Below are 13,231 nucleotides of genomic sequence, written 5' to 3'. Positions count from 1 at the left end.
CGGGTGTGCCGGGTGCGACGGGTTCCGGACCGGCTTCCGCCACCGGCTCCGGCACGGCTTCCGGCGCGGGCGGCGTCGCGGAGGGCGTCACGGGCGCGGGCGGCGGTGCCAGGGCGGCGGAGGAGGAGGGCGCGGGCGCGGGTGACGCCGCCGCGGGCGCTGCGGCTGCGGCGGCTCCGTGGTGCCCCAGCGCCTGGTGGTGCTCGCGGGACTCCTGCGCGATCAGATGCCTCGGCAGCAGGACGACCACGCCGGTGCCGCCGCGCGAGGACGGCCGGTAGTTGACGCTGATCCGGTGCTTGAGCGCGAGCCGCCCCACGACCGCGAGGCCCAGGCGCGTGCCCTGGAGGGTCGCGAGGTCGGTCATCCGCCCGGCGACGGAGTCCGCCGCCCGTCGCATCGCCGCGTCGGCCATCTTCAGACCGCTGTCCTCGATGGTGACGACGATGCCGGTACCGCGCTCCTCGACGTAGACGTGCACCTCGTCGATGGGCGGCGAGAAGTTGGCGGCGTTGTCCATCAGTTCGGCGAGCAGGTGCATGACGCCTTCGGCGGCGAAGCCGGAGATGGAGACGCTGGACGAGCAGTGCAGCCGTACGCGCTGGTAGGCGGCGATCCGGCCGACCGCGCCACGCAGGATGCTCTCCATGACGATCGGCTTGTTCCAGGCGCGGCTGGGCCGCCCGCCCATCAGCAGCGCCAGCCGGTCCGTCATCAGGCCGAGCTGCGAGGTGCTGTGGTCCAGCTTCAGCAGATCCCCGAACACCTCTTCGCCGTGACGTTCCTGCATACCGCGCAGGTCGGCCAGCATGCTGACGGATTTGGCCTGGACGCGGCTGAGCGCCTTGGCCGACGCGGTCGTGGCCGCGAGCGCGCGGCGCTCGCTGAGCGCGAGCTCCCGGAGCACGTCCTCGAACGGTTCGCGCAGGAGCGGCTGTTCGGGCAGGTGCACCTCGGCCCGCACGGTGGCGCCGGACTCGCCTTCACGGAGCCTGGCGGTGACGGTCGGCAGCGTCTCGCGACCGAAGCGCTCGACCTCGGAGGTCATGGTGTGCAGTTCCTCGCGGAGCCGCGCGGTCAACGCCTCGGCCTCCGCGCGGAATCGCGCGCTCTCGGTCCGCAGCGAGGCGGTCTGCCGCTCCTGCTCCTCGACCGTGGTCGCGAGGACGTGCAGCAGCTTCCGCTGGCGCGGGCTGCGCGGCAAGGGGACCTGGCCGAGGGCGTCGGCCGTCTTCCAGCCGCCGCGTACCAGTCTGATCAGCGCGGGCAGTGCGACGTCGGCGGTGTGCGCCGTGTCCGTTTCGAGGGCGGTCAGCGAGGCCTTGAGCCGCTCGGCCTCGGCCGCCTGCGTCGCGGCCGTGCGCAGCGTCCGCCGCGTGACCTGGTGGGCGGCGGCGAGGGTGACGGCCAGGATCACCCAGGCGGTGACCACCACCGCCACCGCCCAGCCGCGCGCCTCCGAAGGCGCCAGGGCCACGGCCACGGCTCCGGCGACGGCACTCACCGAAACCACCACCACAAGCGGTGCTATCGCCGCCTTCGGTGCATTCATCTGGCGCCGCTGACTGGCCGGTACGGGTTTTGCCATGGATGCGGTCCCTCAGTTCTACCGAGCAGAAGGTGTGCGGCCGCTCCGAGAAGGTGCAGTTCACCTTGGTGAATCGGGGGAAAGCGGAAGCATCCGTTTCCCGGCAAGGAGCGACCTCATCGTAGACATCCTCATGCACCGGATGATCCGGTGAGCGGCATAGTCCGTAGGCAGAGTGATTTTGTCGAGAAGCGACCGGTGGGCCAAGGGCGTTGTGGTACTCGCGAGATGAGGCGTCGCGATGGCAGACGCCACGGTTGACCTGGCCGGTGGGGTGAGGGAGCAGGTGTACGGGCTTCGCTTGTCGGTCGGCGGCGACAGGAGCGGCGAAGCGGCGATGACCCGTGTGGAGGAATCCTTTTCAGTCAATCCGAAAAGCTTCGCCGGGGCATTCGGACGGCCGGACGCCACCCATTAATCCGGGATGGGTCCGGTAAATGTGTGATGACACCAGTAAACGGGCCGAGGAGGTCCGGGGGGAGGGCTGAGGGAGGTCTGAGGGCACTCGGCCGCGGCCCTGATCCGGCCTCCGTGCCTCGCAAGCGGTCCGGTTTATCGCCGCGGAATCGGCCCGGGATTCCGAGCCGTTCGGTGCCTACGGTGGTGCCGGTTCCGCCGGGCACACGCCCGGCGCGAGAGCAGGCCCCCTCTGGTGGTGGCCCCTGTGCCGAGGAGTTCCGCATGCTGCGACGCCGTATCGGAGGACCCGCCGGTCCTCTTGCCAGTGCCCTGTCCCTGGGCACGCTGCCCTTCGGCACGACCGTGGACGAGGAGACGTCCTTCGCCATCCTGGACCGGTTCGTGGAGGCGGGCGGCAACCTCCTCGACACCGCCAACAACTACGCGTTCTGGGCACCCGGCGGGACCGGGGACGAGAGCGAGGCCACCATCGGCCGGTGGCTGGCCGCCCGGGGCCCGGGTCTGCGCGAACAGGTGCTGATCTCCACCAAGACGGGCGCGCGCCCCACCGTGCCCGGCACCGGTCTGGAGACGGCCGAGGGCCTGTCGGGGCCCGCCATCCGCAAGGCGGCGGAGGACAGTCTGCGACGTCTCGGCACGGACCGGATCGACGTGTACTGGTCCCATATCGAGGACCGGACCGTCCCGTTGGAGGAGACGGTCGAGGCGTTCGACGCGCTGGTCAGGGAAGGGAAGACGGCGGTGCTGGGCTGCTCGAACCACGCCACCTGGCTGACCGAGCGGGCCCGTGCGACGGCCCGCGCGGGCGGGATGACCCCGTACACCTGCGTCCAGCAGCGCTACTCCTACCTTCAGCCGCGCTTCGACCTGGGCCTGCCGGAGACCGCCCATGTGCACGTCACGCGGGAGCTGCTGGACTATGTGCGGGGCGAGGCCGACATGACGCTGATGGCGTACTCGTCGCTGATCTCGGGCGCCTACACGCGGCCGGACAAGCCGCTGCCGGAAGCGTACGACCACCCGGGCAGCGTGCGACGCCTCGCGGTGCTCGGTGAGGTGGCCGACGAACTCGGGGCGAGCGTCAACCAGGTGGTGCTGGCCTGGCTGATGGCCGGTGACCCGCCGGTGATCCCGATCGTGGGGGCGAGCTCGGTGGAGCAGCTGGACGAGATCCTGGGGGCGGTGGACCTGGAGCTGCCGGGGGAGCTCAAGGACCGCCTGGACGCGGCGTCGGTCGCTCCGGCGGCCTGACCCACGTGGTCAGCGGCCGTGCCCTCCGGCCCGTACGCGTTCGATGGCGTGGGCGAGGCGCTGGGCTGCGCCCGGTACCGCCTGGTCGGTGAGGTTCCCGTAGCCGACGACGAGGGTCGATGCCGTCGGCGTGTCCGCGGCGGGCGGGGTCGCGCGGTAGTCGTCCAGGCTCGCCAGCCGTACGTCCGCCCGCGCCGCCTCCTCCACCACCGCGCCCGCCGGGCAGTCCTTCAGGGGGAGCAGCAGGTGGAATCCGGCGGCCGCCCCGCCGACGGTCTGTCCGGGCAGCCGGGCTTCGAGTTCGCGCAGGAGGTGGTCGCGGCGGCGTTTGTAGCGCAGGCGCGAGGCCCGCAGGTGGCGGTCGTACGAGCCGGAGGAGACGAAGCGGGTGAAGGCGTCCTGGTCGATGACCGGCGGCGGCGTGCCTCCGGTGTCCTTCGCGGTCAAGGCATCGGTCCACCGTTCGGGAGCGGCGATCCAGCCCAGCCGTACGGCCGGGGAGAGCGTCTTGCTCAGCGAACCGAGCAGGGCGACATGCTCCGGCGCGACCCCCTGGAAAGCGCCCACGGGGTGGCGGTCGTAGCGGAACTCGGCGTCGTAGTCGTCCTCCATGACCAGGCCGTCCACCTCCCGGGCCCAGTCGGCGAGTTCGGCGCGGCGGGCGGGGGCGAGGACGACGCCGGTGGGGAACTGGTGGGCCGGGGCCACGATCACGGCCCGGACGGCGGTGGCCCGGCGCAGGAGGCCGACGCGCAGACCGTGTTCGTCCACCGGTATCGCCACGGGGGTCAGCCCGGCCGCGGCCACGGTGAGGTGTAGCTGGGTCCAGCCCGGGTCCTCGACCGCCACATGGGTGTGGCCGGCGGCCCGCAGGCTCCTGCACAGCCGCATGACCGCGTCCAAGGTGCCGGAACAGACGACGAGTTGTCCGGGCGTCACCCGGGCGCCGCGCCCGCGCGCGAGATACGCGGCGAGCTGCCGGCGCAGCCGTGGCAGCCCCGACGCGTCGGGATAGCCCAGCTCGTCCCAGGTCAGCTCGGTGGCCGCCGCGCGCACCATGTCGGCCCAGCGCTTACGCGGGAACGCCCGCAGGTCGGGGACGCCCGGCAGCAGATCGAACCGCGGTGTCCAGCGGCCCCCGTCCTCCCGCGCCTCACCGCGTACGGCGTCGGCTGCCGCATGGGCCCGCACCCGTGTGGCCGAGCCGCTGCGGGCCTCGAAGTAGCCCTCGGCGACGAGTTGGGCGTATGCCTCGGTCACCACCCACCGCGAGCACCGCAGATCCGCCGCGAGGACCCGGCTCGCGGGGAGGGTGCTGCCCGCGGCGAGACGCCCGCTGGTGACGGCGGCGCGGAGTGCCCGGGTCAGGCGGCTGTGCAACGGCCCGTCGCCCGAGGGCTCCAGCTCCAGGAAGGTCCCCCACGCGGGCCCGGTCCGCTCACGATCGGTCGGCATGTCGAGTTCCGGGTGTCGAGTCGAGTGGGGGCGGGTGTGCGGAGCTATGGGGCGGTCACGGCGTCGGTGAAGGCGGTCCAGCCGGTGGCGGCGACCACCTCCCGTGCGATGTCGGTGACGAGCCGTCCGTCCGTCGCCACGCGCACGGTGTGCACATGGGCCCGCTGGTCCAGGAGCCGTGCCTTGCGGAGGCTCGCCCGCAGCTCGTGCTCCAGCTCCGAGCCGAGTTCCCGTCCTGTCAGCCGCTCGTGGGCGGTGGTGTCGGAGGCGGTGAGCAGGACGCGGACGAGCCGTACTCCGGCCCCCATGGCGCGCTCGAACATGTCCGTCGTCTCCGGCAGCACGCTCATCGTGTTCGTATAGATCAGGCGACGGTGGCCGAGCCGGGCGAAGTTCGCCCACACGGCGGTCAGATTGCTCTCGGTGATCTTCGTGCGGCGAGGGTCGTCCTCCGGGGCCGGATGAACCTGCCCCATGTAGTCGCCGTCGATGACCGTGTGAGCGACCGCCTTGGAGCGCAGGAGCGCCGAAACCTCCCACCCCACCGTCGTCTTGCCGACACCGGCACGTCCTCCGATGAGCAGTGCTTCCGCGTGATCCATGGGGGCAGCGTGCCAGTGGGTGGTCAGGTCACGCGACCCGATATCGGCCCTCGCCGCAGCCGGGCACGGTGTGGTGTGGTGCGGTGTCAGGAGGTGTGCATGATCTGGATCAGGTTGCCGCAGGTGTCGTCCAGGACGGCGGTGGCGACGGGGCCCATGTCCAGCGGCTCCTGGGTGAAGCGGACACCGAGCTTGCCGAGCCGGTCGAACTCCGCGTGGACATCGTCCACACGGAAGGAGGCGGCCGGGATGCCGTCCTCGAACAGGGCCGTCGTGTACGGCTTCACGGCGGGGTGCTTGTCGGGTTCCAGGAGGAGTTCGGTGCCGTCGGGGTCCTCCGGGGAGACCACGGTCAGCCAGCGGTTCTCGCCGCCGAGCGGCACGTCGTGCTTCTTCTCGAAGCCCAGCACGTCCGTGTAGAAGCGCAGGGCCTCTTCCTGGTCGTGGACGAAGACGCTGGTCACATGGATCCTCATGGCGTGCTCTCCGGTGCTTTCGGCCCGAGCCATCGGTTGGCGATGTGCTCAAGGGGTTCGGTGTTCAGGTCGTGGAATTTGTAGCGGCCCTCGCGGCGCGTGACGACCAGGCCCGCCGACTCCAGGACGGCCAGGTGCTGGCTGACCGCCTGCCGGGACAGCCCGATGCCGTGCTTGGTCACCAGGCGTCCGCAGATCTCGAACAGCGTCTGGCCGTTCCGGTCCGTCAGCTCGTCGAGGATGCGCCGACGGGTGGGGTCGGCCAGGGCCCTGAAGACATCGTCCGCCATGACCCCCACAATAGGCAAGTAGCGACTTGCCTATCAAGGTCGCACCCGGGCTATGCCCAGTTCTCCAGCTCGGCGTCGATGCGGGGGTCCGTGCGGACCCATACTTCGCCGGCGGCTGCTCCCGGCGGGGTGTCGACGTGCTCCAGTCCCAGGGTCCGGACCAACCCCAGCAGCTCGTCGCGGACTTCGGGGTCCTCGTCGAGTTCGTAGCCGTCGAAGAGGACGTAGTGCACGTCCCAGCGATCGTTGTACCCGGTGTCGGCCCAGATCGCGCAGAAGCGGTCCACCGCCTTTTGGTCGGAGGGCGCGGTCGCGGACTGCTCCTCGGCGGCAGCAGCGGCGGTCTCGGCGAAACCTCGCGCGATGTCCTCGGCGCTCCACCACCGCGCCGCCTCCGCGACCGTGGCGGGGGTGAAGTCCGCCGGCGTGAGGAAGCCGTCCAGCAGGCGGCCGACCCCGGTGTCCTCGATGCCGAGACCGGCTTCCCGCAGGCGGTTCACCAGGCCGTCCGCCATGGCGACGGGGCCCGAGAAGTGGAAGACGCCGGTGGCGGCCGCCAGGGTGCCGCCGTCGGGGTGCGGGACCGCGGGCGTGGTGTCCGTGCCGGGCACGTCGCGCACCAGGGCGAGGAGGTCCGCCGGTACGCCGTCGTACAGCGCGGCGTGCGCGCGGGCGTCGTCGGGTGTGCCGAGCGCGCTGGTGCGGTCGAACGTCACCACCAGCGCCCGGCCGTCGGCGGTCAGCCAGGCGTTGACGGTGTCGCCGTCGCCGTCGGCGAAGCCGAGGTGCGTGACCCCGTCGGCCGTGGCCGGCTCGCGGCCGTCCACGCGGGTCAGGATCTCCAGCCGGTGGCGCAGGATGCGCGGGTGGGTCCGGCGCAGTACGGACACGTCGAACTCGTCCCGGAGCGTCATCGTCCTCGTCCTCGTCATCGTCTTCGTCGTCCTTCGTGGTGCATCGGGCTTCTTGGTGCGTCGCGCATCCGCGGCGGTCTGACAACAGCTTTCACGATGGTGTGTTCTGCCGGTCGGCCGCCCCGGTGGGCTCGGTCGCGGCCGGGGCCTCGGTGATGACCGGGAAGCGGCGCGGGGCGAGGGTGATCAGGGCGAGCAGGGCCAGGGCCGCGGCTCCGGCGGCCCCGATGTAGACGTAGTCCACCGCCGCGTCGACCGCCCGGCGCAGGTAGTCCGTCGCCGCCGCCGAGAGGGTGCCCGGGTCCTCCAGGGCGCGCGACACCGCGTCCAGGTCGTCGGGGAGGCCGGACACCGGGGCGTCCAGGAGGCGGGCGGCCAGGACGCCGTTGGCGACGGCCCCGAAGAGCGCCGCGCCGATGCTCTGGCCGACCTGGCGGCAGAAGAGGACGGACGCCGTCGTCGTACCGCGCTCCGCCCAGCCGACCGTCGACTGGACGCCCACGATCAGCGGGAGCTGGAACAGGCCGAGGGCCGCACCGAGCAGGAGCATCAGCAGGGCGGGGTGCCAGGGCTCGCCGGGGTAGGGGAGGAGGGGGAAGGCCAGCAGGATCAGGAGGGCGCAGCTCATGCCGATGATCGCGGTGAGCCGGAAGCCGATGCGGTTGTAGACCCGGTCGGACAGGGCCGCCGAGACGGGCCAGCTCAGTGTCATCACCGAGAGTACGAACCCGGCGGCTATCGGGCCGAGGCCCAGCACCGACTGGGCGTACGTGGGCAGGAAGACGGTCGGCGCGACCATCAGCAGGCCCATCGCGCCGAGTGCCAGGTTGACCGAGGCGATGGTGCGCCGCCGCCACACCCAGCCCGGGATGATCGGTTCCGCCGCCCGCCGCTCGATGACGACGGTCAGCGCCGCCAGCACCGCGCTGATCCCGAACAGTCCGAGCGAGGGCGCCGAGAGCCACGGCCAGGCGACGCCGCCCTGCACGAGCGCCGTGAGCAGCAGGGTGCCGGTCGCGAAGACGGCCAGCGCGCCCGCCCAGTCGACCTTGGGCCGGGCGGCGGGGCGGGGGCGGGCCGGTTCGTGGAGGTGGCGGACGACGAGCCAGAGGGCGACCGCGCCGACCGGCAGGTTGATCAGGAAGATCCACCGCCAGTCGGCGTAACCGGCGAGCAGTCCGCCGACCACCGGTCCGGCCACCGCCGAGGTGGCCCACACCGTGGACAACTTCGCCTGGATACGCGGTCGTTCCTTGAGCGGATAGAGGTCGGCCGCGATGGTCTGGACCGTGCCCTGGAGCGCGCCGCCGCCGAGCCCCTGGACGATACGGAAGGCGATGAGCGCGGCCATGTTCCAGGCGGCCGCGCAGAGGACCGAGCCGATCAGGAACAGGATGATCCCGGCGATCAGGACCGGCTTGCGGCCGAAGGTGTCGGAGAGCTTCCCGTACAGGGGGAGGGTGACGGTGACGGCCAGCAGATAGCCGGAGAAGAGCCAGGAGAAGACGGTGAAGCCGCCGAGGTCGCCGACGATCTGCGGGACGGCGGTGGACACGATGGTGCCGTCGATGGCGGCCAGCGCCATGCCGAGCATGAGCGCGGCCACGACGGGGCGGCGGCCGCGGGGGGTGGTGAGGGCGGGCGGCGCGACGCTCCTGCCGCCCGGGGCGGGGCCCGCGCTGTCACCCGCGTGCGACCCCGTATCGCCTGTGCCGCTCTTTCCGTCGCCGTCCGTGCCGCTCACCGGGTTTCCTTCCCTATGCACGTATCTCCCGGGGCACTGTCTCATCCGGGAGCCCCGGAAGGGGAGGGTCCACCGGAATGGTGCCGGGTAGGGGCGGCGGAACGGCAGGGTGCGGAAGGGGTCTCCGGCGGACCCCTCGGCTCCGGTTCGCCGGCCCTTCCGGCCGCCGCGCCGCCCGCCGCCCCGCCGGGCCGAACGGTGCCCCTGACCTCGCCTCCGCCTGGCGGACGAGACCCCTAGGGGGCGCCCCCTCAAAGGGGCCAGGGCCCGTTCCTCCCGGCGGAGGACGTGGCGGCAGGGGGCATTTCCTTAGCCTGTTCTTACGTCGCCGCTACGGCCCACCGCAGGGGGGCGGGTGGGGAAAACCCCACCTGAAGACTGCGCTGAGCACCATCGCGCCGGACACCGTCCGGAACCCAGACTCGGAACGTAGCCGACGACGTCCAGTCATCGACCGACATAGGAGAAATACCGTGACAACGGCTGTGACCATTCCCAGGCACGGGGGCACTGGAGGGCGTACGGCCGTCGCGGCGCGAGCGCGGCAGGTCGTGAAGGCGTACGGCACCGGCGAGACCCGGGTCGTCGCGCTCGACCATGTCGACGTGGACATCGCCCGCGGGCAGTTCACGGCGATCATGGGCCCGTCCGGCTCCGGCAAGTCGACCCTGATGCACTGCCTGGCCGGGCTCGACACGGTGACGTCGGGCGAGATCTTCCTCGACGAGACCGAGATCACCAAGCTGAAGGACAAGAAGCTCACCCAACTCCGGCGCGACCGCATCGGGTTCATCTTCCAGGCGTTCAACCTGCTCCCGACGCTCAACGCGATCGAGAACATCACGCTGCCGATGGACATCGCGGGCCGCAAGCCCGACGCCGCCTGGCTCCAGCAGGTCGTGGAGACCGTCGGCCTCGCCGAGCGCCTCAAGCACCGCCCGACCCAGCTCTCCGGCGGTCAGCAGCAGCGCGTCGCCGTCGCCCGGGCGCTCGCCGCCCGGCCGGAGATCATCTTCGGCGACGAGCCCACCGGCAACCTGGACTCCCGCGCCGGGGCCGAAGTCCTGTCCTTCCTCCGCAAGTCGGTCGACGAGCTGGGCCAGACCATCGTCATGGTCACCCACGACCCCGTCGCCGCCTCCTACGCGGACCGGGTGCTGTATCTCGCCGACGGTTCCATCGTCGACGAGATGTACAACCCGACCGCGGACCAGGTCCTCGACCGCATGAAGCACTTCGACGCACGCGGGCGGACGTCATGACCATCTGGAAGACCTCACTGCGCAACTTCCTCGCGCACAAGGGCCGGATGGCTCTCTCCGCCGTGGCGGTGCTGCTGTCCGTGGCGTTCGTCAGCGGCACGCTCGTCTTCACCGACACGATGAACACCACGTTCGACAAGCTCTTCACCATCTCCTCGCCCGACGTCACCGTCAGCCCGAAGAGCGCGGCCGACGACGGCGAGCAGCCCGACAACGGCAAGCCCGCCTCGCTGCCCGCCTCCGTGATCCAGCAGGTCGAGAAGGCCGACGGGGTGAAGAGGGCCGAGGGCTCCGCCTTCTCCATGGCGGTCACCGTCGTCGACAGCGACAACAAGAACATGGGCTCCGACACCGGAGCCCCCACCATCGCGAGCAACTGGACCGAGAACGACCTGCGTTCGATGGAGATCACCTCCGGGCACGCACCCCGCGGTCCCACCGAGGTGATGGTCGACGCCGACACCGCGAAGAAGCACAAGCTCACGATCGGCGACGAGCTGCGCACCATCGCCGCCACCGGTGACCTCAAGGCGAAGATCAGCGGTATCGCGTCCTTCACCGTCACCAACCCGGGCGCGGCCGTGGTCTACCTCGACACCGCCACCGCGCAGAAGCACCTGCTGGGCGCCCCCGACGTCTTCAACCAGATCCTGGTGACGGCCGGGACCGGCGTCAGCGACGCCCAGCTGAAGAAGAACGTGGCCGCCGCCCTCGGCGACACCACCGCGTACAAGCTCCAGACCCAGCAGGAGGCCGCCGACGCCAACAAGGACGACATGGGCGCCTTCCTGGACGTCATGAAGTACGCGATGCTCGGCTTCGCCGGAATCGCCCTCCTCGTCGGCATCTTCCTCATCGTCAACACCTTCTCGATGCTGGTCGCCCAGCGGACCCGCGAGATCGGCCTGATGCGGGCCATCGGCTCCAGCCGCAAGCAGGTCAACCGGTCCGTGCTGGTGGAGGCGGTCCTCCTCGGCATCGTCGGCTCCGTCCTCGGCGTCGCGGCCGGCGTCGGCCTCGCCGTCGGGCTGATGAAGCTCATGGGCGCCGTCGGCATGGAGCTGTCCACCAGGGACCTCACCGTCGCCTGGACGACCCCGGCGATCGGCCTGGCGCTCGGCATCGTCGTCACCGTCCTCGCCGCGTACATCCCGGCCCGCCGGGCCGGCAAGGTCTCCCCGATGGCCGCCCTGCGCGACGCCGGAACCCCCGCCGACGGCCGGTCCGGCTGGATCAGGGCGGGTATCGGCCTCTTCCTGACGGCGGCGGGCGGCGCGGCCCTGTGGGCGACGACCCAGGCCGACAAGGCCACCGAGGGCTCGTCGTACCTCGCCGTCGGCGTGCTGCTGACCCTCATCGGCTTCATCGTGATCGGCCCGCTGCTGGCCGGCATCGTGGTGCGGGCCCTGAGCGTCGTCGTCCTGCGGCTCTTCGGCCCGGTCGGCCGGCTGGCCGAGCGCAACGCCCTGCGCAACCCCCGGCGTACGGGAGCCACCGGCGCCGCCCTGATGATCGGGCTCGCCCTGGTGGCCTGCCTGTCCGTCGTCGGGTCCTCCATGGTCGCCTCGGCCACCGAGGAGCTCGACAAGTCGGTCGGCGCGGACTTCATCGTCCAGGACAGCGGCGCCGGGCGGCCGATCGTGCCCCAGGCCGCCGAGGCCCTGAGCGCGGTGCCGGGCATGGAGCACATGACGGACTACACCTTCGTCAAGGCGAAGATCACCTCCCCGAACGGCAAGACCGAGGACGAGGGCGTCACCGCCGCCGACCCGACGTACCAGCAGGACGTCCGCCGCACCGCGCTCTCCGGCGACCTCTCGAAGGCGTACGGCAAGGACGCCATGTCCGTCGGCGAGGACTACGCCGCCAAGCACGGGGTCAAGGTCGGCGACACCCTCACCGTCGCGTTCAAGGCCGGTGAGACGGCGAAGCTGAAGGTCGCCGCCATCACCTCCGACGACACCAACATCGACCGCGGCGCGATGTACACCAACCTCACCACGGCCGCCTCCTACGTCCCCGCCGACAAGATGCCGCAGAACGTGGCGATGTTCGGCAAGGCGGAGGAGGGCAAGGAGAAAGAGGCGTACGCGGCCCTCAAGAGCGCGATGGCCGAATACCCGGTCTACAAGGTGCAGAACCAGGCCGACTTCAAGGAGGACCTGAAGAACCAGATCGGCCAGCTGCTGAACATCGTCTACGGTCTGCTCGCCCTGGCGATCATCGTCGCGGTGCTCGGTGTGGTGAACACCCTCGCCCTGTCCGTGGTCGAGCGGACCCGCGAGATCGGCCTGATGCGCGCCATCGGGCTCTCCCGCCGCCAGCTGCGCCGCATGATCCGGCTGGAGTCCGTGGTCATCGCCCTCTTCGGGGCGCTGCTCGGACTCGGGCTCGGGATGGGCTGGGGCACGGCGGCGCAGAAGCTGCTGGCGCTGGAGGGCCTGGAGGTCCTGGAGATCCCGTGGCCGACGATCCTCACGGTCTTCGCCTGCTCCGCCCTCGTCGGACTGTTCGCCGCTCTCGTCCCGGCCTTCCGGGCGGGCCGGATGAACGTCCTCAACGCCATCGCGACGGACGGCTGAGCACCGTCCGGCCCGGTGACGGCAGCCCCTCGGGCGTCACCGTGGCCCAATGGCCGTGACGCTCAGGGCGTCACCGTAGGATGACCGGCAGGCCCCGGGACGTTCCTCCAAACGTCCCGGGGCCGACCTGTTCTCCGGCCCCGGCCTCGACGGCTCTTTCCTCGCCCCCCGTTCCCCGCTCCGGCCCGCCGGTCACGGCGGACCGTGTCAACTTGCTGCACACGGCCTCGGAGCCCCGTGCAGCAAGCTGACACCGCGGCCTCTCTCGTGGCGCGTTCCGCGCTGGCATCGTCGTGCGTGCCGGGAGGAACCCCCCGGCTCCGACGCCACCGTCGAAGGGGAACACGTGTCCAGGTCTTCGCTCGCGCAGAACCAGCGCCGCCCGGCCAGAGCCGCCGCAGCCCTCGTCACCGGGATCGCCCTCGCCGCCCTCACCCTCTCCACGGGCACCGCATCGGCCACCGCGCCCACGGGCCATCCGCCCGTCGCCGACGACATCACCCGGCTGATCTGTACGGAGTTGGCGGACGTCATCGGCCAACTGCCCCCGGAATCCGCGCCCGTACGGGTGTGCAAGCTGGTCAACGGCTGGGACTAGAGGTGTCGAGCCCAGCAGGACCGGCCCGGCCGGGAGGCCCGGACGGCCG

General features: G+C 71.4%; 12 protein-coding genes. 5 read left to right on the top strand and 7 right to left on the bottom strand.

The features are described from left to right. Window positions 1-1,552 (bottom strand): ATP-binding protein (locus G3I54_RS19055; protein WP_239144440.1); only part of this gene is annotated, 1,552 nt, incomplete at its 3' end. Window positions 1,553-1,829: 277 nt separating this feature from the next. Here G3I54_RS19055 and G3I54_RS19050 point away from each other — a divergent pair. Both G3I54_RS19050 and G3I54_RS19045 read left to right on the top strand, forming a co-directional pair. Beyond that, the gene (locus G3I54_RS19050) at window positions 1,830-2,006 is read left to right on the top strand and encodes a hypothetical protein (protein ID WP_164616070.1); all 177 of its coding nucleotides are present in this window, start codon (window positions 1,830-1,832) and stop codon (window positions 2,004-2,006) included. Window positions 2,007-2,269: 263 nt separating this feature from the next. Next, window positions 2,270-3,259: an aldo/keto reductase gene (locus tag G3I54_RS19045; protein WP_164616069.1), complete on the top strand. Its 990-nt coding sequence runs from the start codon at window positions 2,270-2,272 to the stop codon at window positions 3,257-3,259. A gap of 9 nt (window positions 3,260-3,268) precedes the next feature. On the opposite strand, the gene G3I54_RS19040 is transcribed toward G3I54_RS19045, so the two are convergent. From G3I54_RS19040 to G3I54_RS19015, 6 genes are all read right to left on the bottom strand, one after another. Next, complete coding sequence (locus tag G3I54_RS19040; protein ID WP_164616068.1) at window positions 3,269-4,714, bottom strand: PLP-dependent aminotransferase family protein; 1,446 nt, start codon at window positions 4,712-4,714, stop codon at window positions 3,269-3,271. A gap of 44 nt (window positions 4,715-4,758) precedes the next feature. Beyond that, window positions 4,759-5,316 (bottom strand): zeta toxin family protein, encoded by a 558-nt coding sequence (locus tag G3I54_RS19035; protein ID WP_164616067.1) that lies wholly within the window; start codon window positions 5,314-5,316, stop codon window positions 4,759-4,761. 86 nt (window positions 5,317-5,402) lie between these two features. Next, window positions 5,403-5,792 carry a VOC family protein gene (locus tag G3I54_RS19030; RefSeq protein ID WP_164616066.1) on the bottom strand — a complete coding sequence of 130 codons (390 nt, stop codon included), beginning with the start codon at window positions 5,790-5,792 and terminating at the stop codon, window positions 5,403-5,405. Next, entirely contained in the window at window positions 5,789-6,082 is a 294-nt protein-coding gene (locus G3I54_RS19025) for a metalloregulator ArsR/SmtB family transcription factor (RefSeq protein ID WP_164616065.1), read from the bottom strand. Before G3I54_RS19025 ends, G3I54_RS19030 begins: the two co-directional genes overlap by 4 nt. A gap of 50 nt (window positions 6,083-6,132) precedes the next feature. Continuing rightward, entirely contained in the window at window positions 6,133-7,014 is an 882-nt protein-coding gene (locus G3I54_RS19020) for a hypothetical protein (RefSeq protein ID WP_203686681.1), read from the bottom strand. A 73-nt stretch (window positions 7,015-7,087) separates the two neighbouring features. After that, a complete protein-coding gene (locus G3I54_RS19015; RefSeq protein ID WP_203686699.1) occupies window positions 7,088-8,590 on the bottom strand; it encodes an MFS transporter in 1,503 nt (500 codons plus the stop codon). Window positions 8,591-9,213: 623 nt separating this feature from the next. Here G3I54_RS19015 and G3I54_RS19010 point away from each other — a divergent pair. From G3I54_RS19010 to G3I54_RS19000, 3 genes are all read left to right on the top strand, one after another. Next, window positions 9,214-10,002, top strand: coding sequence for an ABC transporter ATP-binding protein (locus G3I54_RS19010; RefSeq protein ID WP_164616063.1), 789 nt, complete (start codon window positions 9,214-9,216; stop codon window positions 10,000-10,002). Then, entirely contained in the window at window positions 9,999-12,584 is a 2,586-nt protein-coding gene (locus tag G3I54_RS19005) for an ABC transporter permease (RefSeq protein WP_164616062.1), read from the top strand. The genes G3I54_RS19010 and G3I54_RS19005 overlap by 4 nt, the downstream gene beginning before the upstream one ends. Before the next feature lie 346 nt (window positions 12,585-12,930). Beyond that, window positions 12,931-13,182 carry a hypothetical protein gene (locus G3I54_RS19000; protein WP_164616061.1) on the top strand — a complete coding sequence of 84 codons (252 nt, stop codon included), beginning with the start codon at window positions 12,931-12,933 and terminating at the stop codon, window positions 13,180-13,182. Window positions 13,183-13,231 lie beyond the last annotated feature (49 nt).

Origin of the sequence: Streptomyces sp. SID14515 (genome assembly GCF_010548505.1) — a bacterium.
In the GTDB taxonomy this organism is placed as follows: Bacteria; Actinomycetota; Actinomycetes; order Streptomycetales; family Streptomycetaceae; genus Streptomyces; species Streptomyces caviscabies.
Note: the sequence above shows the minus strand (reverse complement) of the source record. Positions and strands in the feature narration are given on the sequence as shown.